The sequence below is a fragment of the Herbiconiux sp. genome (genome assembly GCF_023264855.1).
Classification (GTDB): domain Bacteria; phylum Actinomycetota; class Actinomycetes; order Actinomycetales; family Microbacteriaceae; genus Herbiconiux.
Window position 1 is genome coordinate 38,452 of sequence record NZ_JAHFUW010000004.1, and the last position, 25,539, is coordinate 63,990.

The 25,539-nt window shown below is 70.6% G+C and carries 21 protein-coding genes, 1 tRNA gene and 1 riboswitch; of the genes, 11 read left to right on the top strand and 11 right to left on the bottom strand.

Annotated features, from left to right (window positions below):
- Positions 1-24: 24 nt before the first annotated feature.
- The 4 genes from gatC (at position 25) to Q0D75_RS02655 (ending at position 4,004) form a co-directional block, all read left to right on the top strand.
- On the top strand, positions 25-324 hold the full coding sequence (gatC, locus tag Q0D75_RS02640; RefSeq protein ID WP_291049048.1) for an Asp-tRNA(Asn)/Glu-tRNA(Gln) amidotransferase subunit GatC: 300 nt from the start codon (positions 25-27) through the stop codon (positions 322-324).
- Entirely contained in the window at positions 321-1,865 is a 1,545-nt protein-coding gene (gene gatA / locus Q0D75_RS02645) for an Asp-tRNA(Asn)/Glu-tRNA(Gln) amidotransferase subunit GatA (protein WP_291049050.1), read from the top strand. Before gatC ends, gatA begins: the two co-directional genes overlap by 4 nt.
- Positions 1,865-3,382 (top strand): Asp-tRNA(Asn)/Glu-tRNA(Gln) amidotransferase subunit GatB, encoded by a 1,518-nt coding sequence (gene gatB / locus Q0D75_RS02650; RefSeq protein ID WP_291049052.1) that lies wholly within the window; start codon positions 1,865-1,867, stop codon positions 3,380-3,382. Before gatA ends, gatB begins: the two co-directional genes overlap by 1 nt.
- A gap of 85 nt (positions 3,383-3,467) precedes the next feature.
- Positions 3,468-4,004 carry a hypothetical protein gene (locus tag Q0D75_RS02655; protein WP_291049054.1) on the top strand — a complete coding sequence of 179 codons (537 nt, stop codon included), beginning with the start codon at positions 3,468-3,470 and terminating at the stop codon, positions 4,002-4,004.
- On the opposite strand, the gene Q0D75_RS02660 is transcribed toward Q0D75_RS02655, so the two are convergent.
- Positions 3,953-4,570, bottom strand: coding sequence for a TIGR03086 family metal-binding protein (locus Q0D75_RS02660; protein ID WP_291049056.1), 618 nt, complete (start codon positions 4,568-4,570; stop codon positions 3,953-3,955). The two genes, Q0D75_RS02655 and Q0D75_RS02660, sit on opposite strands and share 52 nt — an antisense overlap.
- Positions 4,571-4,703: 133 nt before the next feature.
- On the opposite strand from Q0D75_RS02660, the gene Q0D75_RS02665 reads away from it, so the two are divergent.
- Entirely contained in the window at positions 4,704-5,204 is a 501-nt protein-coding gene (locus Q0D75_RS02665; protein ID WP_291049059.1) for a GNAT family N-acetyltransferase, read from the top strand.
- Positions 5,205-5,276: 72 nt separating this feature from the next.
- On the opposite strand, the gene Q0D75_RS02670 is transcribed toward Q0D75_RS02665, so the two are convergent.
- Complete coding sequence (locus tag Q0D75_RS02670) at positions 5,277-7,871, bottom strand: DUF2156 domain-containing protein (protein ID WP_291049063.1); 2,595 nt, start codon at positions 7,869-7,871, stop codon at positions 5,277-5,279.
- Entirely contained in the window at positions 7,868-9,172 is a 1,305-nt protein-coding gene (locus Q0D75_RS02675; RefSeq protein ID WP_291049065.1) for an alpha/beta hydrolase-fold protein, read from the bottom strand. Before Q0D75_RS02675 ends, Q0D75_RS02670 begins: the two co-directional genes overlap by 4 nt.
- A 218-nt stretch (positions 9,173-9,390) precedes the next feature.
- Here Q0D75_RS02675 and Q0D75_RS02680 point away from each other — a divergent pair, with 218 nt between their 5' ends.
- Positions 9,391-10,659 carry a DNA polymerase IV gene (locus Q0D75_RS02680; protein WP_291049068.1) on the top strand — a complete coding sequence of 423 codons (1,269 nt, stop codon included), beginning with the start codon at positions 9,391-9,393 and terminating at the stop codon, positions 10,657-10,659.
- A gap of 118 nt (positions 10,660-10,777) precedes the next feature.
- Here Q0D75_RS02680 and treZ read toward each other — a convergent pair whose 3' ends face one another.
- Genes treZ through glgX form a run of 3 tightly spaced genes read right to left on the bottom strand, consistent with a single transcriptional unit; the run spans position 10,778 to position 17,176 of the window.
- On the bottom strand, positions 10,778-12,583 hold the full coding sequence (gene treZ / locus Q0D75_RS02685; protein WP_291049069.1) for a malto-oligosyltrehalose trehalohydrolase: 1,806 nt from the start codon (positions 12,581-12,583) through the stop codon (positions 10,778-10,780).
- Entirely contained in the window at positions 12,580-14,961 is a 2,382-nt protein-coding gene (gene treY / locus Q0D75_RS02690; RefSeq protein WP_291049072.1) for a malto-oligosyltrehalose synthase, read from the bottom strand. Before treY ends, treZ begins: the two co-directional genes overlap by 4 nt.
- A gap of 13 nt (positions 14,962-14,974) precedes the next feature.
- Positions 14,975-17,176, bottom strand: coding sequence for a glycogen debranching protein GlgX (gene glgX / locus Q0D75_RS02695; RefSeq protein WP_291049075.1), 2,202 nt, complete (start codon positions 17,174-17,176; stop codon positions 14,975-14,977).
- 100 nt (positions 17,177-17,276) lie between these two features.
- On the opposite strand from glgX, the gene Q0D75_RS02700 reads away from it, so the two are divergent.
- A complete protein-coding gene (locus Q0D75_RS02700) occupies positions 17,277-17,654 on the top strand; it encodes a hypothetical protein (RefSeq protein WP_291049078.1) in 378 nt (125 codons plus the stop codon).
- A gap of 110 nt (positions 17,655-17,764) precedes the next feature.
- Here the strand turns inward: Q0D75_RS02700 and Q0D75_RS02705 are convergent, their stop codons facing one another.
- Complete coding sequence (locus Q0D75_RS02705) at positions 17,765-18,328, bottom strand: DUF559 domain-containing protein (protein ID WP_291049079.1); 564 nt, start codon at positions 18,326-18,328, stop codon at positions 17,765-17,767.
- A gap of 674 nt (positions 18,329-19,002) precedes the next feature.
- Positions 19,003-19,103: riboswitch (TPP riboswitch) on the top strand.
- A gap of 89 nt (positions 19,104-19,192) precedes the next feature.
- Here Q0D75_RS02705 and Q0D75_RS02710 point away from each other — a divergent pair.
- Genes Q0D75_RS02710 through Q0D75_RS02725 form a run of 4 tightly spaced genes read left to right on the top strand, consistent with a single transcriptional unit; the run spans position 19,193 to position 22,931 of the window.
- A complete protein-coding gene (locus Q0D75_RS02710; RefSeq protein WP_291049080.1) occupies positions 19,193-19,837 on the top strand; it encodes an ECF transporter S component in 645 nt (214 codons plus the stop codon).
- 25 nt (positions 19,838-19,862) lie between these two features.
- The gene (locus tag Q0D75_RS02715; protein ID WP_291049081.1) at positions 19,863-21,614 is read left to right on the top strand and encodes an ATP-binding cassette domain-containing protein; all 1,752 of its coding nucleotides are present in this window, start codon (positions 19,863-19,865) and stop codon (positions 21,612-21,614) included.
- Entirely contained in the window at positions 21,611-22,393 is a 783-nt protein-coding gene (locus Q0D75_RS02720; protein ID WP_291049082.1) for an energy-coupling factor transporter transmembrane component T, read from the top strand. The genes Q0D75_RS02715 and Q0D75_RS02720 overlap by 4 nt, the downstream gene beginning before the upstream one ends.
- A gap of 16 nt (positions 22,394-22,409) precedes the next feature.
- Positions 22,410-22,931, top strand: a complete 522-nt coding sequence (locus Q0D75_RS02725; protein WP_291049084.1) for an ATP-binding protein — start codon at positions 22,410-22,412, stop codon at positions 22,929-22,931.
- Between the two features lie 39 nt (positions 22,932-22,970).
- Here Q0D75_RS02725 and Q0D75_RS02730 read toward each other — a convergent pair whose 3' ends face one another.
- The 4 genes from Q0D75_RS02730 to orn form a co-directional block, all read right to left on the bottom strand.
- Entirely contained in the window at positions 22,971-24,257 is a 1,287-nt protein-coding gene (locus tag Q0D75_RS02730; protein WP_291049086.1) for a hypothetical protein, read from the bottom strand.
- A 69-nt stretch (positions 24,258-24,326) separates the two neighbouring features.
- A complete protein-coding gene (locus Q0D75_RS02735) occupies positions 24,327-24,677 on the bottom strand; it encodes a metallopeptidase family protein (RefSeq protein WP_291049088.1) in 351 nt (116 codons plus the stop codon).
- Positions 24,678-24,732: 55 nt separating this feature from the next.
- Positions 24,733-24,808 (bottom strand) — tRNA-His (locus tag Q0D75_RS02740).
- 49 nt (positions 24,809-24,857) lie between these two features.
- On the bottom strand, positions 24,858-25,478 hold the full coding sequence (gene orn, locus Q0D75_RS02745; RefSeq protein WP_291049090.1) for an oligoribonuclease: 621 nt from the start codon (positions 25,476-25,478) through the stop codon (positions 24,858-24,860).
- Positions 25,479-25,539 lie beyond the last annotated feature (61 nt).

Genomic DNA, 25,539 nt, shown 5'->3' on the forward strand with positions numbered 1-25,539 from the left:
TCGCGAACAGAACACCGGAGCACCATGTCCGAAATCACTCAGGAGCAGGTCGCGCATCTCGCGAACCTCGCTCGGATCGCCTTGACTCCCGCCGAGATCGAGAGCCTCACGAAGGAGCTCGGCTCGATCGTCGACAATGTCGCGAAGGTGTCGGAGGTGGCCACGGCCGACGTGCCGGCCACCAGCCACCCCATCCCGCTGCAGAACGTCTACCGCGACGACGTGCCCGGAAATACCCTCACCACCGAGCAGGCGCTCGCCGGCGCCCCCGACCACGACGGTTCGCGCTTCCGCGTGACCGCGATCCTGGGAGAAGAGCAGTGACGAACCAGCAGCACGAGATCGTGCGCCTGTCCGCCGCGGCCCTGGCCGAGAAGCTCACCGCCGGGGAGCTCTCCTCCGTCGAGGCCACGAAGGCCCACCTCGACCGCATCACCGCGGTCGACCCCGATGTGCACGCCTTCCTGCACACGGCCCCCGAGCTGAGCCTGGCCACTGCGGCCCGCATCGACGAGCGCCGCGCTGCGGGCGAGTCGCTGCATCCGCTGGCCGGCGTGCCGATCGCGATCAAAGACGTGATCGTCACCAACGACATGCCCACCACGAGCGGATCGAAGATCCTCGAGGGCTGGGTTCCGCCCTACGACGCGACCGTCATGACGAAGCTCCGCGCCGCCGGCCTGGTGCCGATCGGCAAGACCAACATGGACGAGTTCGCGATGGGCTCCTCCACCGAGCACTCCGCCTACGGTCCCACCCACAACCCGTGGGACCTCGAGCGCATCCCGGGCGGCTCGGGGGGCGGATCGGCGGCGGCCGTCGCCGCGTTCGAAGCCCCTCTCGCGCTCGGCAGCGACACGGGCGGCTCGATCCGCCAGCCCGCGCACGTCACCGGCACCGTCGGCGTGAAGCCCACCTACGGCGGCGTGAGCCGCTACGGCGCGATCGCGCTGGCCTCCAGCCTCGACCAGATCGGCCCCGTGAGCCGCACCGTGCTCGACTCGGCGCTGCTGCACGACATCATCGGCGGGCACGACCCGCTCGACTCCACCTCGCTCACCGACCAGTGGCCGAGCATGGCCGAGGCCGTGCGCCGCGCCGACGTGAAGGGTCTCAAGATCGGCGTCATCCGCGAGCTCGACGGCGAGGGCTTCCAGCCCGGCGTGCTCGAGCGCTTCCGCGAGGCGCTCGACATCCTGGCCGCTGCGGGCGCGGAGATCACCGAGGTGAACCTGCCGAGCCTGGAGTACGCCATCTCGGCCTACTACCTGATCATGCCGGCCGAGGCCTCGTCCAACCTGGCCAAGTTCGACTCCGTGCGCTTCGGCCTGCGGGTCAACCCGCCCGGCGGCGGCACCGTCGAAGACGTGATGTCGGCCACGCGCGAGGCCGGCTTCGGCGCCGAGGCCAAGCGCCGCATCATCCTCGGCACCTACGCCCTCAGCGCCGGTTACTACGACGCCTATTACGGCAGCGCGCAGAAGGTGCGCACGCTCGTGCAGCGCGACTTCGCCGCCGCCTTCGCGGGCGTCGACGTGCTGGTCTCGCCGACCGCGCCCACCACCGCGTTCAAGCTCGGCCAGAACGACGGCGACCCGATGGCGATGTACCTCAACGACATCGCCACCATCCCGGCGAACCTCGCCGGAATCCCCGGCATCTCGCTGCCCGTGGGCCTGGCTGCGGAGGACGGGCTGCCGGTCGGCATCCAGTTCCTCGCCCCCGCCCGCGAAGACGCCCGCCTCTACACCGTCGGCGGCGCGCTTGAGCGCCTGCTCGAAGAGAAGTGGGGTCACACCCTGATCAGCCAGGCCCCGGATCTCGCCCCCGGCGAGATGACCGCCGCAGAAGAAGGAGCCGTCTGATGGCCAAGGCCGCACTGATGGACTACGACAAGGCCCTCGAGCTGTTCGAGCCGGTGCTCGGCTTCGAGGTGCACGTCGAGCTCTCCACGAAGACCAAGATGTTCTCGAGCGCCCCGAACTACTTCGGCGGCGAGCCCAACACGAACATCACGCCCACCTGCCTCGGCCTCCCCGGCTCGCTGCCGGTGGTGAACGGCCAGGCCGTGCGCTACTCGATCAGCCTGGGCCTCGCGCTCGGCTGCTCGATCGCCCCCTCGAGCCGCTTCGCGCGCAAGAACTACTTCTACCCCGACCTGGCGAAGAACTACCAGATCTCGCAGTTCGACGAGCCCATCGCCTTCGGCGGCTCGGTCGACGTCGAGCTGCCCGACGGCCGCATGTTCACGGTGCCGATCGAGCGCGCGCACATGGAGGAGGATGCCGGCAAGCTCACCCACGTAGGTGGCGCGACCGGTCGCATCCAGGGTGCCGAGTACTCGCTCGTCGACTACAACCGCGCCGGCGTTCCGCTGGTCGAGATCGTCACCGACATCATCTACGGCGCCGAGAAGGATGCTCCGGAGCTGGCCAAGGCGTACGTCTCGACCATCCGCGACATCGTCGTGTCGCTCGGCATCTCCGAGGCCCGGATGGAGCGCGGCAACCTGCGCTGCGACGCGAACATCTCGCTGCGCCCGCGCACCGTGCCCGGCGAGCCGCCGGCGCCGCTCGGCACCCGCACCGAGACCAAGAACGTGAATTCGCTGCGTTCGGTGGAGCGGGCCATCCGCTACGAGATCCAGCGCCAGGCGGCCATCCTGGCCGACGGTGGCACGATCACGCAGGAGACGCGGCACTGGCACGAAGACACCGGCACCACCTCTGCCGGTCGTCCGAAGTCGGATGCCGACGACTACCGGTACTTCCCCGAGCCCGACCTGCTGCCGGTCGTGCCCTCGCTCGAGCTGATCGAAGAGCTGCGTGCCGCACTGCCCGAGCCGCCGGCCGCGCGCCGTCGCCGGCTGAAGGCCGAGTGGGGCTTCACCGACCTCGAGTTCCAAGACGTGCAGAACGCCGGACTGCTGGTCGAGGTCGCCTCGACGGTATCGGCGGGAGCGTCGCCGCAGGCCGCCCGCAAGTGGTGGTCGGGCGAGATCTCGCGCATCGCGAACGCCCGCTCGGCCGAGCCCTCCGCCCTGGTGACGCCGACGGATGTCGCGGCTCTTGTGGCCCTCGTCGACAGCGGTGCGCTGAACGACCGCCTCGCCCGCCAGGTTCTCGAGGGCGTCATCGACGGCGAGGGCACCCCGCAGGAGGTCGTCGACGCCCGTGGGCTCGCCGTGGTCTCCGACGACGGGGCGCTGATCGCCGCGATCGACGAAGCCCTCGCCGCCCAGCCCGACGTGCTCGCGAAGATCAAAGACGGCAAGGTGCAGGCCGCCGGCGCCGTCATCGGTGCGGTCATGAAGGCCATGAAGGGCCAGGCCGACGCCGCGCGCGTGCGCGAGCTCGTCCTGGAGCGCGCCGCCGCCTCCTGACCCCGAGCCCCAGCGAGGCTCGTCGGCGCCTGAGGGGCCAAGGAGGCGCTCCGGGAGTGTCGGTGGTGGGCCGTAGCGTGAGGGCATGGAAGTCGTTATCGCCCAGATCCTCGTCACCACCACGAGCGTCACCGCCGGTGCGCTGCTCGCGCTGCTGATCGACCGCGGCAAGAGCCGCCGCACCGAGAAGGCCGCCGAGATCAACGCGCTGCGGCTGCTCAGCCTCGAGGTGGCCTCACGGCGCGCGCTCGCGCCCGAGCAGCTGGCGGGGCCGGTGTCGCTCGACCGGGCCGACCCCGATTCCGACCTCAACCGGGTGCGGCGTTCGGTCGTGCTGCTGCGCAAAGACGTGCGCACCGCCCGGCAGTCGTTGCGGCCGCGCTCGGCCGCCTGGGGCACGCTCAACGCGATGGTCGCGGCCTGCAACGTCTTTCTCGAGGCCGTCGACGAGCATCCGTCGGCCCTGGTCACAGAGCTCGAGGCGCTCCGGATGCAGCTCGACACCCTGCAGCGCGAACTCTGCCTCAGCCACCCGCGCGATCTGGTGTATCTGCCGGCGGGTTCGGCCGCCTACGCGGCCAGGCGGTCGTCGCGCCCGGTGAGCGCGAGCAGCCGTGACTGAAGCGGGGCGTCGTAGGGCACCGGCACCGGAGACGCGAACAGGCCGCTGGCACGCAGAGTCGCCTCCTGCGGAGCGAACACGGTCCAGACCGCCTCGATCAGCTCCTCGTCGAGGCTCTCGTTGGTGTTCACGGCGCGCGCCAGATCCCAGGTGTGGATGGTGACATCCGAGACCTGCTCCTTGAGGTAGTCGATCATGTCGACCGTGTCGTAGGAGAGCCGCACCCGATCGGCGGGGGAGGCGTCGTGCCAAGCAGTGGTGGCCGCCAGCGAGTAGAGGCGCCACTCCTGGCGGAGGTCGTCCTCCAGCGGGCGGAGGCGGCTGCGGGCGTGGCCGGTCTCCAGCCCCGAGAGCAGCCACGGAACCCACTGCTGCTCTTCGACCACGTGCGCCACGAGGTCGCGCACGCTCCACTCGGTGTCGGGAGTCGGGGCCTCCCAGTCGGTGATGGCCGCGAGGCGCACCTCGAACTCGCGGTGGGCCCGGCGCTGCAGGCGCAGCCACTGGGTGATCTCGGCCGAAACCTCGGCGCTGGTCGGTGTCGGGGCAGGGGTGGGCGTGGTCATCGTTGCTCCTATCGGCCTTGCGGTCTCTGGTGTCAATGCGGCGACAGCGGGCCGCATTCCGAGGAACGCCTCCATGATGCACCCGATTCGCGCTCAGCGAACAGAGCCGGATGCCGCACGCTAGCGTTGACGGATGCACACCGTCCGCCCGCTGACCCCCGCCGACCTGCCGCACCTGCTGGTGCTGAACACGGCCGCCGTGCCCGCCGTGAACGAGATCGACCTCGTCGAGATGACCGAGCTGGTGGCGCAGTCGCGGCTCGCCGTCGCCGTGGTCGACGACGAGCATCCGGATGCCGTGCTCGGCTTCGTGCTGGCTCTCCCGCCGGGCCTGCAGTACGCCAGCGAGAACTACCGCTGGTTCAGCGCTCGTGGCGAGGCGTTTCTCTACGTCGACCGGATCGTGGTGGGCGACGGGCAGCGCGGGGCGGGGCTGGGTGCTCTGCTGTACGAGGCGGTGTTCGATGCGGCGGCCGCCGACGGGGCATCCGAGGTCGACTGCGAGGTCAACGTCGAACCCCCGAACCCCGGATCGCTGCGCTTCCACGGCCGCCTGGGCTTCGCCGAGGTGGGCCGCCAGGCCACCAAGGGCGGCTCGGTCGTCGTGGCGCTGCTCGCCCGCCCACTCGGCTGACGATCGGCCCCGCGGCACCGCCACCAGCGGCACCGCCACCAGTGGCACCGCCACCCGCGGCACCGCAGAGCGTCAATCGCGCGAGGCGAGGGTGCGCAGCGCCTGCCGGGCAGAGAGTGTGGGCAGGTAGGCGCGGCCGAGCGCCAGGCCGATGGCCGGCAGCGTGAGCGGGTCGCGGTACACGAGGTAGAGCTGTGCGAACTCGGGCCGGAACTTCATCTTGAACCGCAGCAGCGAACGGAAGCCGTAGACCGGCTCCAGCGTGCGACTGAGGAACGGCAGGATGCCTGCGGCCGGCGCCGCGCCGGGGGCGGTGCCCGCGGAGGCCCCGGCATCCGCCACCGCGAGCGGCGCCCCCGACAGGCTCACGAACGCGACCCCCTCGTCGCGGGCCCGAAGGATCGTCTGCGCGATCAAGAACTCCATCAGCCCGTTCATGCTCGACGGCCCACGGCGCATGAAGTCGAGCGTCCAGCCCACCACCACTCCGTCCGAGAAGGTCGGCAGCCAGCTGGTCACACCCTGCACCCGGTCGTCCGGCCCGATCGCGACCATCAGCCGCACCTCGGGGTCCATCAGCTCGTCCACGCCGCCGAGCGTGAAGCCCATCTCGGGCAGATCCTTCTCGGCCACCCAGAGCTCCGAGATCTCCCGGATCTGCGCACTGTGGAACGCCCCCAGCTGCGCGTACGGCAACCACTCGGCCCGCACGCCCTCCTTCGCCGCCCGGTTGATCGAGGTGCGGATGTCTTGCATCTTCTTGCCGTCGGTCGACCAGCCCCGGGCATCCACCACCGTCTCCTCGGCCACCTGCATCGATGCCCAGCCGCCCTCGGCCAGGTGCTCGCGCAGCGAGCGGGTGACCGAGTAGAACGCCGGCGTCCAGCCTCGATCGGCGCAGAACGTGCTGAACGCGAGCGCGGTCTCCGGATGCGACGCCGGCGGCCCGAGCGGATCCCCGGTCGTGATCGCCACCCCTCCGATCACGCGGTAGGCGACCGCGCCGCCGGAGGGCGCGAACCAGTAGTGGTTGCCCGGCCAGGTGGTCATCCACGAGAGGGTGCCGCCCGATCCGCTCACCAGGAGGTCCCGGATGCGCGCCTCGTCGCTCGAGGATCCGCGCGGCCGGCTGCGCATCCCGAGCATGGCGACCACGATCAGCGCTCCCCAGAACACCGCTCCCACCCACTGCGAGGCGATCACGGCGACGGGGCCGGTGGGGAAGATGTCGGCGGGCTCGAACGACACGAAGCCGACCGGCACGAAGCGCTCGGGCAGGTCGAGCAGCAGGTCGCCGACCGAGGCGACGGGGGAGAACTGGTCGCGCACCGCGACGACGATCGCGAGGTAGAGCAGCGAGATGCCGGCGAACAGGCCCACGGCGAGACCCGCGAATCGCGCCGTGGCCCGGGTTCCGTGCTCGGCCGGGAACAGCCGGATCGAGGCCACGAGCGCGGCCGCGATGGCCAGCGGCACGAGGGCCGAGACGATCTCGAACACCCGGTAGTCGTCGGCGGCGGCCGTCTGGAAGGTGCTGAACTCGCTCGAGGAGAGCAGCGGCAGAAAGCCGAAGTACACCGCGGCCAGCAGCGAGAGCGCGAGGTTGATGCCGACCGCGAACCACAGGGCCACCCGGCGCCCGCGCTGGATGCCCCAGGCCGACACCAGCAGGGCGACGAGCGGGAGCAGGGTGAGCGCCACGGCGCCGGGCCCGTCCAGGCGGGACAGCGCCAGTGCGTCGACGCAGTGCCGGGAGTAGTCGCCGGTCTGGCAGCGCGCCGCGATGGTGGCGTAGTCGCGCAGGGGATCGCGGAACAGCAGCCCGAGCGGGTTCAGCACGCCGTTCCCGCTCGGCGAGACGATCGTGACCAGCGGGCCGAGGGCGGTGACCGCCACGACCGCCGCCAGCAGCGTGCGGGCCTCCCGCCGGGTCGCGCGCGGGCGGCGCACGACGATCGGCGTGTGCGCCATCGCCATCCCGAGCAGCAGGCCCACGATGGCCGCGAACAGCCGGAACAGGTCGGAGGGCTGCCCCGAATACAGCACGAACACCAGGATGACGGTGAAGCCCACGATCCGGATGCGGCGTTTCAGCAGCGGGCCGGCGAAGGCGCTCGCGGCCATCACCACGCCCGCCAGCGCGATCACCGGATCGACGGTGCGGTGCACCCGGGTGATCTCGGCCGAGTACAGGTCGAGCACGAGACCGAGGGCCTGCGTGGTGAGGCCGAGCAGGATGCCCACCACGGTCACCACCACGAAGGCGATCGCGGTGCGCAGGTGCCCCATTCGCCGCTCCGACCAGCCCATGCCGACGATCAGGGCGATCAGCACGACGGCGAGCACGACCGGGTTCCAGACGAAGAACACCGAGGTGAGGGTGGAGATCCAGTCGTGGCGCACGAAGACGGCGTCGAAGCCGGTCGCGACGAAGTCGTCGACCCCGGTGCGGGCGCGGCCGGGACGCAGTAACAGCCGCACCAGGCTGGCCGCAAGCACCAGGGCCACCACCACCCAGGTGACGGGGATGGAGCGCGCGCGGGCCCGCATCCGCCTGGCCAGGGATGCGGGCGGTGCGGCTGCGGGCTGTGCGGGCGGTGCGGGTGCTACGGGTGCGGGATCCTGGGCAGGCCCCGCCGAACCGGATGCGGCCGGTGCGGGCGTCATCGGTTGAGGCCCCAATGATCCGCGATCAGGTCCAGTCCCTTCTCGAACACGTAGGACCAGGTGGTGGCGTCGTGCGCGCTGCCCTGCGCCTCGATGTAGGTGGCCGTCATGCCCGCCGCCTGTGCGTCGGCGTAGAGCGTCTTGATGCCGGGGAGGTAGGCGGTGTCTTCGCTGCCGACACCGAACACCGCGAACATGTCGCTGTACGGCGCGTTCGCCGCCATGATCGAGGCGGGCTTGGCGGCCTCGTACTTCGCCGCATCGCCGCCGAAGCCCTGGGCGGTGGCGTTCTGCTCGTCGTGGATGCGCGGATACTCCTCGCCCGAGGCATCCAGGATCGCCGCGAACAGCTCAGGATGCGCCGCCCCCAGCTGGATCGAACAGGTGCCGCCCTGCGAGAGACCGCCGATGCCCCAGTAGTGCGGGCCGTCGAGCACCGGGAGGTTCGCCTTCATCCAGGCCGGCACGTCGACGGTGAGGTAGGTGGCCGAGTTGCCGAGCGGCGAGTCGACGCACATCGGATTGACATCGGGCGCACCCAGCTGGTCGGGCGAGACCACGATCGGGGCGAGGCCCTGGTGCGCGGCGGCGTAGGTGTCGAGGCTGGCCTGCAGCTTGGCGGTCTTCAGCGGATCGTCGGGGCTGCCGGGCTGGCCGGAGAGCATGATCAGCACCGGCAGCTTCGGCGGGTTCGCGGTGAGGGCGGCCGGCGGCAGGTAGACCACGGCGGGCCGGGCGTCGAATCCGGAGGTCGTGCCCGGGATCGTCACGCTGCTCACGCTGCCGGTGGTGGGCATGCCGGCCGGGGCGGTCCAGGTGGCGATCGAGGCCGTCGCGGTGTTGAGCTTCGGCAGCTCGGCGGAGTAGGCACTGATCCCCAGCGCGCTGCGGATGGTGGTGTACTGCCCGAAGTCGATGTTGATGCTCATCGCCGCGGTCGCCACGAACAGCACCACGGCCAGCACGGAGGCGATCATCCGGCGCCAGGTTCCCCGCCAGAAAGAGGCGAGGGCCATCGCGCTGGCGCCGAATCCGACGACGATCCAGATGCGGGCCACCACCGTGAGCTCGGCTCCGAAGAGGTTGAGCTGGTCGGAGAGCAGCCAGGTGAGGAAGAGGCCGAGGGCGCCGCCCAGCACCGCGACGACGACGGCGACGCCGAACCAGGGCAGACGGCGCCAGCGCGGGCCGGGCACGACGAACAGCAGCAGGAGCGCGGTGACGGCGGCGGCCGCGTAGACGGCGACCACGAAGGGACCGGAGAGGATTCCGATGTCGAGGATGACATTCACGGGATTCACGGGCGAGGGATCCTGTCGATTCGGTCGTGCACCGGGCGGCGGCCTGGCGTCGATCAGTATTTTCCCCTGGTCTGGGTGAAGTCTGGGAGGTTGGGGCGCTCGGGGCGGGGTGTGTCGGATGCGGGGACGCGCGCTCGTGGGGCGGCCTACCCGCCGCGCAGCCGGCGGTGTGGTCGCGGCGCGGTCACGGTGTCGGTGGTGGGACGTAGGCTCGAGGCATGTCCACCGAGCCGCGCGCCCACGCGAGCGGGAGCAGCGGGCCGGCCGAGCCGAGTCCGCCCATCCTGCACGTCGACATGGACGCGTTCTTCGCGTCGGTCGAACTGCTCTCCCACCCCGAACTCGCGGGCAAGCCGGTGATCGTCGGTGGCCGCTCCGGGCGAGCCGTCGTCACCAGCGCGACCTACGAGGCACGGGCTTTCGGCGTGCACTCCGCCATGCCGGTCGGGGCGGCCCTGCGGCTGTGCCCGAAGGCCGTGGTGCTCGAGCCGCACATGCAGCTCTACCGCGACTACTCGCGGCAGGTGATGGCGATCTTCCGCTCCGTCACGCCGCACGTCGAACCCCTCAGCATCGATGAGGCGTTCCTGGACGTCGCCGGCGCGCGCCGCCTGCTCGGGGAGTCCGACGAGATCGCCCGGCGCCTGCGCGCCCAGGTGTTCGCCGAGACGGGGCTGCCGTGCTCGGTGGGGGTGGCGCCCACCAAGTTCATGGCCAAGCTCGCCTCCGGGCGGGCCAAGCCCGACGGGATGCTCGTCATCCGGCCGTCGGAGGTGCTCGCGTATCTGCATCCGCTGCCCGTGCGCGCGCTCTGGGGTGTGGGCGGGAGCACCGCCGAGCGGCTCGAGCGGCTGGGGCTGCGCACCGTCGGCGACATCGCCGAGACCCCGCTGGATGCGCTCATCCGGACGGTCGGTGCGGCCTCCGGCGAGAAACTGCACGAACTGGCGCTCGGCATCGACACCCGGCAGGTGCTGCCGCCCTCGCAGGAGAAGAGCGTGGGGCACGAGCGCACCTTCGACGTCGACGAGCGCTCGCCGGAGGTGCTGCGCCGCGAGCTGCTCGACCAGTCCAACCGGGTCGCCGTGCGCCTGCGCGCGGCCGGGCTGGTGGGCAAGACCGTGGCCCTGAAACTGCGCTTCGCCGACTTCACGACGATCTCGCGCTCACGCACACTGTCCGAGCCCACCGACCTCGGGCGTCGCATCTACGACGAGATCTCGGCGGTCTTTGACGCGGTCGGCACCCGCGGCGACGCGATCCGCCTGATCGGCGTGCGCGTCGAGCAGCTCTCCGAGGCCGGAGGAACAGTGCATCAGCCTTCCCTCTGGGCCGACGAGACCGTCCCGTCGGAGGGCTGGCACGACGCAGAGCGCACCATCGACCGCGTGACGGCCCGTTTCGGCACCGACATCGTGCGTCCGGCGTCTTTGGTGAATGCGCCGCGCTCAGGCGAAACCGCCGAGCGGAACGGTACCCGGCGCTAGCAACAGCGTGACGGTTCGGTTCGAAAAAGCTGCAATTCAGCCATAGTGAGGCCGTATACGGGGTCGCTCTGCGTTATTTGCAGCTTTTTCGAACCGAACCCCTCGGGAATGGACGGAGTCAGTCTGCGGGGCGAGTCACCAGCACCGAACGGGGTGCGGCCTCCGTGGGCGTCGCGCCGGCAGCCGGCGCGGGCTCGCCGCGGAGCGCCGCTCGCGACTCGAAGAGCACCTCGCCGAGGCGCGGGGCGATGCGCGCGAGGGGGCGCGGCTCGTCGGAGAGGTTCACCACCAGCACGAGGCCGGGGCGCTCCAGCGTGAGCCAGCGCTCGTCGTCGTCGAAGTCGACGCGCACGTCGGCGAGGCGCACCGAGTCGCCCGCGGGCAGGGTGGCCCGGATCGCGGCCAGGCTGCGGTACACCTCGAGCATGGCGGCGTGCTCCGGATGCGCGGCATCCGTGAGCTCCGACCAGTCCAGCTTCGAGTTCTCGAACGTCGACGGCTCCTGCGGATCGGGCACCACATCCGGGTCCCAGCCCATCTTGGCGAATTCGCTGATGCGGCCCTTCGCGGTGGCCTCGCCGAGCTCCGGCTCCGGATGCGAGGTGAAGAACTGCCACGGGGTCGGCGCGGCCCACTCCTCGCCCATGAACAGCATCGGGGTGAACGGCCCGAGCAGGGTGAGGGCGGCCGCGATGGCCAGTGCTTCGGCATCGAGCGTGGCCGTGAGGCGGTCGCCCACGGCCCGGTTGCCGATCTGATCGTGGTTCTGCGAGGCCACCACGAGCCGCCAGGGAGCGGTCGCCGCCCGGTCGAGCTCGACGCCGTGCGTCTTCTCGCGGAAGCTCGAGTACGTGCCGTCGTGGAAGAACCCGCGCGTGAGCACCTTCGCCAGCGCCCCCACCGAGTCGAAGTCGGCGTAGTAGCCCGTGGTCTCCCCGGTGAGGTTGACGTGCACGGCGTGGTGGAAGTCGTCGCTCCACTGCCCGTCGAGCCCGTGACCGCCCTCGGCCCGTGCCGTGAACATCACCGGGTCGTTCAGATCCGATTCGGCGATCAGCTGGCGCCGGATGCCGCTGCGCTCCGAGAGCTCCTCCACCTCGGCGGCCAGCTCGGCCAGCAGGTGGGTGGGGGAGCCGTCGACCAGCGCGTGCACCGCATCCAGGCGCAGTCCGTCGACGTGGTACTCCTCGAGCCACATCAGGGCGTTGTCGAGGATGAACCGGCGCACCTCCTCGGAGCCCTCGTGGTCGAGGTTCACCGAGACGCCCCAGGTGTTGCTGTTCTTGTCGTTCAGGTACGGGCCGAACAGCGGCAGGTAGTTGCCGCTCGGGCCGAGGTGGTTGTAGACCACGTCCTGGATGACCGCGAGACCGGCCGCGTGGCAGGCGTCGACGAAGCGGCGGTAGGCATCCGGGCCCCCGTAGCCCTCGTGCACGGTGAACCACGCGACGCCGTCGTAGCCCCAGTTGTGGGTGCCGTTGAAGCCGTTCACCGGCAGCAGCTCGACGTGGGTGACGCCGATCGAGCGCAGGTGGTCGAGGCGGCCGGCTGCGGCCTCCAGCGTGCCCTCGGGCGTGAACGTACCGAGGTGCAGCTCGTAGATCTCGGCGCGGTCCAGGGGCAGGCCGGCCCAGTCGCCGTCCTGCCAGGCGTACGAGGCGGGGTCGTCGGTCTGCGAGAGGCCGTGCACGCCGTCGGGCTGGCGGCGCGAGCGCGGGTCGGGGTAGGGGCCGTCGCCGTCGAGCAGGAAACCGTAGTGCAGGCCCGGCGCCCAGGGCACGTCGGGGCCGGAGACCCACCAGCCGCCGTCGGTCGCGGTCAGCGGATGCGCGCGGTAGCCGGCGGGCTCGGCGCCGTCGGCGAGAACCAGCTCGACGGTGGCGGCGCGGGGTGCCCAGACGCGGAAGGCGGTCGGGTTCGTCATTCGTCGATCCTCTGCAGTAGGGCAACGGGGTAGCGTTCGAGCAGCAGGGCGAGCCGGATGCCGCCGTCGCCGTGCTCGGCACCGTAGAGACGCCCGGTGAGCGTGTCGACGTAGCCGTTGCGGGCGCTAGGGAGCTCGAGTGTGGTGTCGTCCCACCCGCCCCGGCGCTCGAGGCCGAGAGGCAGGCGGGTGGCGACGGTGATCGCCCCGCCCCGGTCGAAGGCCAGCACGTGGCCGGCGGCGCTGCCGCGCGCCTCGAGCGGCACGTAGTCGGTGAACAGCTCGGGCCGGTCGCGGCGCAGCCGCAGGGCAGCCGACACCACGAGCAGCTTGGCCGCCCCGAGATCGTCGGGCTCGCCCGCCGACCCGGCGAACTCCGGTGATTCGCCGGCGTCCTGCTGCTCGAGCAGGTCGGCGCGCACGCTGTAGTCGACCGGGCGCCGGTTGTCGGGGTCGACCAGCGAGTGGTCCCAGAGCTCGGTGCCCTGGTAGACATCCGGAACCCCGGTGGTGGTGAGCTGCACGAGCTTCTGCGACAGCGAGGTGCTGCGGCCGGCCCGCCGAACCGCCTCCGCACGAGCCTGCAGGGCGGCTCCGGCGATCGGATCGACGTACACCGAGTCGACCGCGGCCTGCATCTGCGCCTCGAAGGTCTCGTTCACGGCGAGCCATCCCGTGGACGTGCCCGCCTCGCGCGACGCCTTCGTCGCGTAGTCCTGCGCGCGGGAACGGTCCAGCGGCCAGGTGCCGAGCAGCGCCTGCCAGAGCAGGTTCTCGAACGGGCCGTCGCCGAGCGGATGCGTCCGGCGCAGCTCGGCGAGGGTGGCGGCCCAGGCATCCGGATCCTCCGCCAGCGCGGTGATGCGCGCCCGGGTGTCTTCCGAGCGCTTGGTGTCGTGCGTGGAGAGCGTGGTCATGGCGCCGGGCAGCGTGTCGAGCCGGCGCCGCTGCAGGGCGTGGAACCGCTCGACGTCGACCGCGAACTCGTCGGGCTCGGCTCCCACCTCGTTCAGGCTCGTGAGGCGCGACCAGCGGTAGAACGCGGTGTCTTCGACGCCCTTGGCCATCACCATGCCGGAGGTCTGCTGGAAGCGGGCGCCGGCAGCCCCGCCGGTGCGGGCGAGCACGGCGGCGACCTCCTCGAGAACCGGTCGCAGTTCCGGGCGGTGTTCGAGGGAGCGGGCGAGCGCCGTGTCGAGGTGCTCCTGCCCGGCGGGCAGGTACGAGCGGTACACCGGGAAGCAGGCCAGCAGTTCGGCGAGGGCATCCCACACCGTCTCGGAGGCGGTCGGCGTCGGCGGACCGCCGTCGCGCTCGATGTCCCGGGCCAGCCGGCGAACCTCCGACTGCAGGATGCCGTCGGCCACCGCCCGTTTGGTGTCGTGGATGAGCTCGGGGTAGCTGCCCGGCTCGGGGACGACGGGGGAGTCCTGCCGCAGCTCGGCCGCGAGCGCGTCGAGCGCGGCCTCGCCCGCAGCATCCACGAACACCCGGTCGATGCCGGCCAGAGCGTCGTAGCCCGTGGTTCCGGCCGTCGCCCAGTCGGTCTCCAGCGGCTCGTCGCCCTCGAGGATCTTCTCGACCAGCACGTAGGCGCCCCCGGTCAGCTCGGCGAGCCGGTCGAGGTACCCCTTAGGGTCGGCGAGTCCGTCGGGGTGGTCGACCCGAAGCCCGTCGACCAGTCCCTCGCGGAACCAGCGACCGATCTCGGCGTGCGACTCGTCGAACACCCGCGGCTCCTCCACCCGGATCGCCGCGAGGGTCGACACCGCGAAGAAGCGGCGGTAGTTCAGCTCGCTGCCCTCGCGGCGCCAGTTCACCAGCTCGTAGTGCTGGCGGTCGTGCACCTCCTGAGCGGAGGCTCCGTCGTCGGCCGTGCCGGGAGCGATCGGATACGCGTTGTCGTAGTACCGCAGCACGGGCTCGGCCCCGCTGCGGTCGATCTCGAGAGCCTCCACCGAGTCGTCGCCGAGCACGGGAATGCGGATGCGGCCGCCGCCCGCGTCCCAGTCCACGTCGAAGGCTCCGGCCATGCGCGATTCCCGGCCGCCCGCAAGCAGCTCCCACCACCACGGGTTCTGCGACGGGGTCGCCACGCCCACGTGGTTGGGCACGATGTCGACGAGCACGCCGAGCCCGGCCTCGTGCGCCGCCTCCGAGAGGGCGCGCAGCCCGTCGGGCCCGCCGCGCGACTCGTCCACCCGCGAGTGGTCGGTGACGTCGTAGCCGTGCTGCGACCCCTCCTCGGCCTGCAGGATCGGCGACAGGTACACCCAGTCCGCCCCGAGGCGGGCGAGGTAGGGAACCAGACGCGCCGCATCCCACAGGGTGAAGTCGGCGGTCAGCTGGAGGCGGTAGGTGGAGCGGGGAACGCGCATCCGGAATCTCTTTCTAGCCGGCTGAGGGGATGGACGGCGTGATCTGACCAGCCGCGTCGGCCGCCGCGGTGAGCGAAGCCGCCACCGAGTGGTCGGGTTCGACCTCGAGCTCGCGGTGGACGCGCAGCACCACCATCGAGCGTGCCCCGACTGTGAGCTGCCCGCCAGCCTCGAACACCTGGGAATCCGCTGCTTCTCCCGCGGTGTCGATCACCACGTCCCAGCTCGGCGCGTACTCGGCCGAGGGGAGGGTGAACTCCTGGTCTTCGTCGTGGGCGTTGAAGTAGAGCAGGAAGTTCACGTCGCTGAGCGGATTGCCCCGCGGATCGCGCGCCCGGATGCCCTGGCCGTTGAGGAACACGCCGACCGATCGCGACAGCGACGAGTCCCATTCCTCGGGCTGCATCTCGGTGGCGTCTTCGTTCAGCCAAGCGATGTCGGGCAGCGGCTCGCCCTTGCCGCGCTTGACGGGGCGGCCGTCGAAGAAGCGGCTGCGCCGGAACGTCGGATGCTCCTTCCGCAGCCGGGTGACCGCGGCCGTGAACTCGATCAGCGGCTGGTCTTCGCTGTCCCAGTGCACCCAGGTGAGCGGCGAGTCCTGGGCGTAGGTGTTGTTGTTGCCGTTCTGCGTGCGGCCGAGCTCGTCGCCGTGCAGCAGCATGGGCACGCCCTGCGAGAGCAGCATGGTGGCGATGAAGTTGCGCTGCTGGCGGGCGCGCAGGGTGAGCACCTTCGGGTCGTCGGTGGGGCCCTCGACACCGCAGTTCCACGAGCGGTTGTGCGATTCGCCGTCGTTGTTGTCTTCACCGTTGGCGTCGTTGTGCTTCTCGTTGTAGCTCACCAGGTCGCGCAGGGTGAATCCGTCGTGCGCGGTGACGAAGTTGATGCTGGCCACCGGGCGGCGGCCGGAGTGCTCGTAGAGGTCGGCGCTGCCGGTGAAGCGGCTCGCGAACTCGCCGAGGGTGGAGGGCTCGCCGCGCCAGAAGTCGCGCACGGTGTCGCGGTACTTGCCGTTCCACTCCGTCCACTGCGGCGGGAAGTTGCCCACCTGGTAGCCGCCGGGGCCCACGTCCCACGGCTCGGCGATGAGCTTCACCTGCGACACCACGGGGTCTTGCTGCACGAGCTCGAAGAAGGTCGACAGCCGGTCGACGTCGTAGAACTCGCGCGCCAGGGCGCTGGCCAGGTCGAAGCGGAAGCCGTCGACGTGCATCTCGGTCACCCAGTAGCGCAGCGAATCCATGATGAGCTGCAGGGAGTGCGGATGCCGCACGTTGAGGGTGTTGCCGGTGCCCGTGTAGTCCATGTAGTACCGCTGATCGTCTTCCATCAGGCGGTAGTAGGCGGCGTTGTCGATGCCGCGGAAGCTCAGGGTGGGGCCGAGGTGGTTGCCCTCGGCGGTGTGGTTGTACACCACGTCGAGGATGACCTCGATGCCGGCCGCGTGCAGCGACTTCACCATGCCCTTGAACTCCTGCACCTGCTGACCGCGGTCGCCGGTGGAGGAGTAGGTGTTCTGCGGGGCGAAGAAGCCGATGGTGTTGTAGCCCCAGTAGTTGCTGAGGCCCTTGTCGAGCAGCGTGCTGTCGTTCACGAACTGGTGCACGGGCATCAGCTCGATGGCGGTGATGCCGAGCTTCAGCAGGTGCTCGATGACGGCCGGATGCGCGACGCCCGCATACGTGCCGCGCTGCTCCTTCGGCACCTCGGGATGCAGCGCGGTGAGGCCCTTGACGTGCGCCTCGTAGATCACGCTCTGGCTGTAAGGGATGCGCAGCTTGCGGTCGCCCGCCCAGTCGAAGAACGGGTTGATCACCACGCCGTAGGTCATGTGCTTGGCGGAGTCCTGGTCGTTCTGGGAGTCCGGGTCGCCGAAGTTGTACGAGAACAGCGACTGGTCCCAGTCGATGGCGCCGCTGGTCGCCTTGGCGTAGGGGTCGAGCAATAGCTTGTTGGGGTTCGCCCGATTGCCGTTCGACGGGTCGTAGTCGCCGTGCACGCGGTAGCCGTAGCGCTGGCCCGGCTGCACCTGCGGGAGGTACGCGTGCCAGACGAAGGCGTCCACCTCGGTCAGTTCCACCCGGGTCTCGGCGCCCTTGTCGCCGAACAAGCAGAGCTCCACCCGGTGTGCCGCCTCACTGAAGAGGGCGAAGTTGGTTCCGCTCCCGTCGTAGGTGGCGCCGAGCGGGTAGGCCGATCCTGGCCATGACTGCATGTGATCTCCTGTCGATTCGGAGTTCACGCTACCGGGTTCCGACTGGGCGACCACCGGCGCACCCCTACCCCGGCGGTGGTGATCGCGGTAGCGTATGCCCATGGCGAACCTCGTGGACACCCTGACCGACGCGACGAAATCCATCGGAGTCGGAGCGGCTTACGGCGCTCCGGTCGAGATCGACGGTGTCAGCATCGTTCCTGTCGCACTGGTGTGGGCCGGCTTCGGCGGCGGCAACGGCACCACCAACGGCAACGCCAACGTGCCCACCGATGTCTCGCGCCCCCTGATGGGCGGCGAAGCCGGTGGCGAGGGCTTCGGCGGCGGCGGTCTCAGCGTGCCGATCGGCGCGTACGTCAAGACCGGCAGCACGGCCACCTTCCAGCCGAACCTCATCTCGCTGCTCGCGGTCTCCATCCCGGTCATCGTCACCGCCGGCTGGTCGCTCTCGCGCATCATCCGAGCGCTCAAGAAGTAGCCTGCCCGGGCCGACGGCGCCCCGCCCGGTCTGTCCCGCCCTAGTCACCCTCCAGCCCTCGCGACTTGCCACAACTTGTGGCAAGTGGGCGTGTTTCCGGGCGACTTCTGTCAAGTCGCGGGTCGCTCGGGCCAGCCGAGCATGTGCATTCGGTCGCGGATGCGAGTGAGGGCGGGGAGGCCCGTGCCGGTGAGGGAGAGCTTGCCGAACCGCAGCACGTGCTCGCCTTCATCGCGGAGCGAGTCCAGCCGGATGACGTCCCGCGCGTACTGCTTGTCGTTCGTGCGGTGCTGCTCGCCGTCGTATTCGACGACCAGACGCAGACCGGGGTAGTACAGGTCCACCCACGCGATCCGCGCGCCTGCCGAATCGTGGATCGGTACATCCGTCAGGGGCTCGGGCAGCCCGTCGTCCACCATGAGCAGCCGCAGTCGGGTCTCTTGCGGCGAATCGACACCGGTGCGGACGCGGTCGAGTGCGAGTGTCGCGTTCCGCCGCCCTCGACCGCCGTAGCGAGCCGTCCGCCCGGCCAGTTCCTCGATGGTGGCGAAGGGTCTGGGGTCGCCTGGAACGGGAAAGTGCGGCGTGCGCACGAGGTAATCGCCCGCGGCCACGAGGTCGTAGTGATCGAGAGTCGTTGCGAGATGCAGCCAGGTGGAGACGGGATCCGCCACCGCGAGACCATGGCGCGACCGGATGCCCACGCGCTGGTCCTCGAACTGATGCCCGATGACTCCGTGCACCCGTGGTGCCCGCGACGGTGCGTGCGCCGCCACGTGAAGGGACTCAGCAGGATGCCAGGGCGGAAGCGGGACACCCCAGATGCGCGCGGCGGTCGTATGACTGAAGAACTGGCCCGGGCGTTGCAGCGCCGCGTAGGCCCGGCACCGCGACTCGAGACCGACCGGAACCCGGGCTTCCACCCTCACGCCGCGGTGCGGCCGACGAAGATCCCTCTCGCGCATCCGGCGTTCGCTGAGACCGGCACGTCGGCCCTCCTCCAGGGTGAACGGTTCGCCCTGAAGAGAGGCTGGTATCTGGGTTCGCACGCAGCAAGCATGACCTCATCCGCCCGCCGACGACCGTTCTCCACAGCAACTCCTCTCCTGAACGTTCTATCCCCAACCGCGCACGGAGCGAGAGTGTCGACGACTTGGCAGAAGTCGCCGCAATCACGCCCGACTTGCCACAAGTTGTGGCAAGCCGCTCCGCTTTAGGGCGACTTCTGCCAAGTGGCGGGGACGCGAGGGGACCGGGAGGGGAGAGCGAGTGGGGCGGGGATGGGATTGAGGAGGGACGGGAGCTAGAGCAGAGCGGGGCGGGGCGGGGCGGGGGTAGGATGGCGGCACACGGGAGTCCGGTGAGCCGGGCTGAGAGGAAGGTTCTCAACCTTCGACCGTCGAACCTGATCTGGATCATGCCAGCGCAGGGAGGCATCTCTCGCCGCAGGTGGCGGATCCGTGAGCCGCAGCAACGGTTCACGAGTCCACCACGGCGGCAAACCCGTGCCCCTTCCACCGACTGAAAGGGCACGATCAGTGCACGCCACCACCACCACCACCGTCCGTTCGACGAAACCTGCCTCAGGCGCCGGCCGCCGCGGAAGCTACCGCTGGCGGGTCGTCGACATCGTCGTCGCCAGCGTCATCGGGGTCGCCTCCGGCCTCATCTTCTGGGTCTGGGGCCTCACCTACACGCCGCTCAGCACCGGCCTCGAGGCACTACTGCCCGGCGCGCAGGGCCTGACCGGCGGCGTCTGGCTCTTCGCCGGCGTGCTCGGCGGCCTGATCGTGCGAAAGCCGGGCGCCGCCCTCTTCACCGAGCTGGTCGCCGCGATCGTCTCGGCCCTGGTCGGCACCCAGTGGGGCGTTCTCACGCTCGTCTCCGGCCTCGTGCAGGGGCTCGGCGCCGAGATCGTCTTCGCGATCTTCCTCTACGCCAACTACCGCGTCTACGTGGCCGTGCTGGCGGGTGCGGGCGCGGGTCTCGCCATGGGCATCAACGACTCGATCTTCTGGTACGCGGGCAACAGCGCCGACTTCAAGACGATCTACATCATCTGCGGCACGATCGGCGGCGCCGTCATCGCCGGCCTGCTCTCCTGGATCGTCGTGCGAGCGCTGGCCCGCACCGGCGCGCTGAACCGCTTCGCCGCCGGACGCGAGGTCACGGCGAGGGTCTAGCAGGTCACCGAGAATGCCCTCGCGCGTGCCCGCGAACACCCAGGCCGATGCCGTCGCCGACGGTTCGGCTGCGGGTGCGTCCCTGCGCGCCTCCGGCTGGGGCTGGCGGCACGCGGGACGCGCGGCCTGGGCGCTGCGCGGACTCGACCTGGCGATCGAACCGGGCGAGCGCGTGCTGCTGCTCGGCGCATCCGGGGCCGGCAAGTCCACCCTGCTGCAGGCCTTCGCCGCAGTGCTGGGCGGCGCCGACGAGGGTGAGGAGGAGGGCGAGCTCACCGTCGACGGGATGCCGCCCGCGAGCATCCGGGGCCGCGCCGGTCTGGTGCTGCAGGACCCGGATTCGCAGATCGTGCTCGCCCGCGTGGGCGACGACGTGGCGTTCGGCTGCGAGAACCTCGGCGTGCCCCGCCACGAGATCTGGCCGCGCGTCGACGCCGCCCTCGAGGCCGTGGGTCTCGGTTCTGCGGGATCGGATGCGGCGCCGGGGCGGGGCTCCGGGCTCGACCGCGCGCATCCGACCTCCGAGCTCTCCGGCGGCCAGAAGCAGCGGGTGGCGCTCGCCGGCGTGGTGGCCATGCGCCCCGGCATCCTGTTGCTCGACGAGCCGACCGCGAACCTCGATCCCGGAGGCGTCGAAGAGGTGCGGGATGCCGTGGCCGGCGTGCTGCGCGAGTCGGGCGCGACGTTCGTGGTGGTCGAGCACCGCGTCGACGTGTGGCTCGAGGTGGTCGACCGGGTGATCGTGCTGGCGCCGGGCGGGGGAGTGCTCGCCGACGGAGCTCCGGATGCGGTGCTTGGTGCCCGCGGGGCCGAGCTGGCCGCCGACGGCGTGTGGGTGCCCGGTCAGGACCCGCTCGGCGGTGCGCCCGTGCGCACGCGCGAGCGGACTCTTCCTTCACATGAGCCGGCGTCGGTCCCGGCGTCGGCGCCCGAGCTCCTCCTCAGCACCCACGACCTCGCCGTCGCACGCATGCCCGGCCGTCCGGTCGCGAGCGGGATCGACCTCGAGATCAGGTCGGACACCGCCACCGCGCTCACCGGCCCGAACGGTGCCGGCAAGACCACGCTCGCGCTCACTCTGGCCGGCTTGCTCCCGCCGGAGGGCGGCGAGGTCAGCGCGAGCGATGCCCTCAGAGCCGAGTCCGGCCATCCGGATGCCCCGACTCCGGATGCGCCGCGATCGGCGTGGCGGCCCGGTCGCCGGCGACCCCGCGCACCCGGCCCCGATCCCCTCTCCTGGAGCTCCCGTCAGCTGCTCACCCGCATCGGCGTCGTCTTCCAAGACCCCGAGCACCAGTTCGTCACCGGCACCGTGCGCGGCGAGCTCGAGGTCTCGCTCAAGGCGCTGGGACTCGGCCACGACGAGATCGCCGAACGGGTGCACGAGGTCTCGGATCGCCTCCGGCTCGGCTCTCTTCTCGCCGCGAACCCGTACACGCTCTCCGGCGGCGAGAAGCGCCGCCTCTCGGTGGCCTCGGCGCTCGTGGCACGGCCGCGCATCCTGATCCTCGACGAGCCCACCTTCGGTCAGGACTCCCGCACCTGGGCCGAGCTGGTGCGCCTGCTCGCCGAGCAGATGCGGCGCGGCACGGCCGTGGTGGCCGTGACCCACGACCGTGCGTTCATCGAGGCGCTCGCCGACCACGAACTCGTGATCGGCGGCCGTTCGACGCCCACGAGTGCGACGCCCACGAGTGCGACGCCCACGAGTGCGACGCCCGCGAGCGCGACGACCGCGAGCGCGACCCCCACGAGCGCTCCGGCGGCTCCCGAATGAGCGTCCTCACCCCCGCTCGCGCAACCGGCCGGATCACCCGCATCAACCCGGTGGCGAAGCTCGCGGCCTCCCTAGTGCTCAGCGCCTTCCTGCTCGTCACCATCGACTGGGTGTCGGCGGCCGTCGCGCTCGCCCTGGAGAGCATCCTGTTCGCCTGGGCGGGCCTCGGCGCCCGCGCCTTCTTCCGTCGCACCATCGCCATCTGGATCGCCGCCCCGCTGGCGGGCATCACGACCCTCCTGTACGGCGTCACCGACGGGCAGATCTACTTCCAGTTCTGGCTGATCCACATCAGCGACGGATCGATCGCGCTCGCCATCGCCACCGTGCTGCGCATCCTGGCCATCGGGCTGCCCGCGGTCGTGCTGTTCGCCACCATCGACCCCACCGATCTCGCCGACGGCCTGGCGCAGGTCTGGCACCTGCCGAGCCGTTTCGTGCTCGGCGCGCTGGCCGGCATGCGCCTGATCGGCCTCTTCCTGCAGGACTGGCGCCACCTCGAACTGGCCCGGCGTGCCCGCGGTCTCGGCGACACCGGCCGCATCCGCCGGTTCGCCGGTCAGGCCTTCGCACTGCTCGTGCTCTCGCTGCGCCGTGGCAGCAAGCTCGCCACGGCCATGGAGGCCCGGGGCTTCGGCGGCGACACGGTGCGCACCTGGGCGCGCCCCTCGACCTTCGGTGCCGCGGAGTGGCTGCTCGTCGTCATCGGCGCGGCCATCGGCGCGACCGCGCTCGCCGTGGCGACGGTCTCCGGTTCGCTGAACTTCGTGATCGGCTGAGGGGGCGAGGCGCAGCATGACCGTGATCCTGATCGACGGACCGAGCGGCTCGGGCAAGACCGAACTGGCGCTCCGGATGCGCGACGGCTGGGCGGGCGAGGACCGCCCGACGCTGCTGCACCTCGACGACGTCTATCCGGGCTGGGACGGGTTGGAGGCGGCGAGCGTGCAGATCACCGAGCACGTGCTCCTTCCCTTCCGCGAGCAGAGGATGGGCCGGGACCGGATCGGCGGCGAGCACCGCGCCCCGCGATGGCAGCGGTACGACTGGGTCGCCGAGCGCGCCGTCGAATGGCACGAGATCGATCCCGCCCTGCCGCTGATCGTCGAGGGCTGCGGGGCGCTCAGCCGGCGGAATGCGCGGCTCGCCGACATCCGTATCTGGGTGGAGGCGGATGACGCCGTGCGAAAAGACCGCGCTCTCGCCCGGGACGGCGATCCGTACGCCCGGGAATGGGACCGCTGGGAGGCGCAGTGGCAGGCGTTCATCCGGCGCGAGAACCCGCGGGCACTGGCGACGCTGGTCGTGGCGACCTGATCGGCGAGTCGTCCTGATCGGCGAGTCGGCCGGATCCGCTCAGCCCGCGGTGCGCGAGTCGATGAACGCCGAGATCACGGGAACCGGGTTGGTGAGCCGCCAGAGCGGCCCGGGGTCGCCGATCCGCTGATCGAGTTCGAGCAGCACGGTCACGTCGCCGTCGGGGGTCGTGACCGTCACCGATCCGACCTGCTGCCCCTTGTTGCCGGTGGTCAAGGGGGTCGCGTCAACCGCGTACTCCAGCGGCGAGGTGACCCACAGCATCCGGCTCTCGGTCTTCGACGCCACGCCGTGCACGGTCGCTCCCCACGGGGTCGTGTAGGTCACGAAGGTCTGCCCTTCGGTCACCACGGGGGTCTGCTGCAGGGTGGAGGCCGCCGAGGAGGCGAGGGCGCTCAGGTCGGCGTCGATGGTGTCCCAGTCGGGCTCGCGCAGGAACGCGCCGTACAGGGTGACTCCCGCGCCGTCGGTGGCCCCGGCGGCGGGCACGTCGAGGGCGAACAGGAAGCAGATGCCGGCCTGGTCGGTGTAGCTGCGCGAGAGCCCGCGGTAGCCCTCGTCGGCGGCGTAGCCGGAGAGGTTGTCGACGCTGCGGTTGCCGGTGACGCGGGCGTTCTCGGCCGCCATGATCTCGGCGATCGCCGGCACCGAGAACGCGATCGCGCTGATCCTGGCCATGTCGGTGGCCGTGCTCACATCGTCTTCGTCGAGACCGGTGGTGTCGACGACGGTGGTGTCGGTCGCTCCGTGGTCGGTCAGCCAGCGGGCGGCGGCCGTGAGGTAGGCGTCGACCGATCCGAAGGCCCAGCGAGCGAGCGCGTCGGCGTGGTTGTTGCTGGAGCCCAGGAGCAGGGCCTGCAGCATCTCGCGCTGGGTCCAGCTCTCGCCCGCGGCGACCGCGACGGTGCGGGCGCTCTCCGCGGTGTACTTCTGGTATCCGGCGACGTCCTCGGCGGTGACGGTGATGGCGGGCCCGGCGTCGCCGGCGGTGAGCGGCTTCGCGTCGAGCACCACCAAGGCGGTGATCACCTTCGCGGATCCGCCGATCGGAACCGCCTCGGTGAGACCGCCGGTCGCGAACGGGGCGCTCGCCACGTCGGCCACGATGGCGCTCGCGCCGGTCTCCGGCACCACGGGGGCGGCCGAGACGGGCGCTTCTCCGGTGCTGTCGACCACGGATGCCGTGGCGGTGGGGAGCGGACCCACCAGAGTCGCAGGGCCGTACAGCCCCAGGGCCAGGATGACGACCACGCCGAGCAGGATGACGACGGCCCGCAGCGCCTTGCGCCCGGCCGTACCCGTCTGCGTGCTCGTGCTGCCTGCCATACGTCCAGGCTAGGGGGCGGTGCGGGGAGTTCCCGGAGCGACGCGACACCCACGGCGTGTCGAGAGCGTTCAGCCCCAGCCGAGTTCGTGCAGCTTCTCGTCGTCGATTCCGTAGAAGTGGGCGATCTCGTGCACCAGGGTGATGTGCACCTGATCGCGAAGTTCGTCGAGGTCGTCGCAGACGGCCAGCAGCGGCTCGCGGAACAGGAAGATGCGGTCGGGCATCTCGCCGAAGCCGTACTGCCCGCGCTCGGTGAGCGCCACGCCGTCGTAGAGGCCGAGCAGATCGAGTGAGCCGTCTTCGGGCCGGTCTTCGATCACGAACACGACGTTGTCCAGCCCGTCGAGCATGTCGTCGGGGAGTTCGTCGAGTTCGTCGCCGACGAGCTCCTCGAAGGCCTCGGCGTCGAGCTCGATCATGATGCTCCGATCCTGGATGCACAAAGGGCCCGGCGAACCGGGCCCTTTGTGGCAGTGGGGTGAATAACGGGACTCGAACCCGCGACATCCGGCACCACAAGCCAGCGCTCTACCAACTGAGCTATATCCACCATGTTCACCCGGCAAATCGTCTTTGCAGGGCAACGAAGAAATATTCTATTACAACTTCGAGCCGAATTCGCGCACGACATCGGCCGAGATGATTTTCAGGTCGGCCGAGCTCGGCCCGGGCTCGGCGATGAACACCGCTTTGCGGTAGTACTCGAGCTCGCGGATCGACTCCAGGATGTCGGCCAGGGCGCGGTGCCCGCCGGCCTTCTCGGGCGCGTTGAAGTACACCCGGGGGAACCAGCGGCGGGAGAGCTCCTTGATGGAGGAGACGTCGATGCTGCGGTAGTGCAGGTGGCCGTCGACCCGCGGCATGAACTTGGCCAGGAAGGCACGGTCGGTGCCGATCGTGTTGCCGGCCAGAGGCGCCTGCTGCGCGGTGGGCACGTGCTTCAGGATGTACTCGAGCACCTGGTATTCGGCGTCGGCGAGGCTCACCCCGTTCGGGATCTCCTCGGAGAGACCGCTCGACTCGTGCATCTTCGTGACGAAGTCGTTCATGTTGGCCAGCGCCGAGTCGTCGGGCTTGATGACGATGCTGAAGCCGGGATCGACGATGTGCAGATCGAAGTCGGTGACCACGACCGCGACCTCGACGAGTTCGTCGATGGCGAGGTCGAGTCCGGTCATCTCGCAGTCGATCCACACCAGGCGGTCGGAGGAAGAACTCATGCATCGAGTCTAGGGCCGTGGACCGACAGCCGCCCGGCGCCGGCTCGCACCCGGGTGCCGC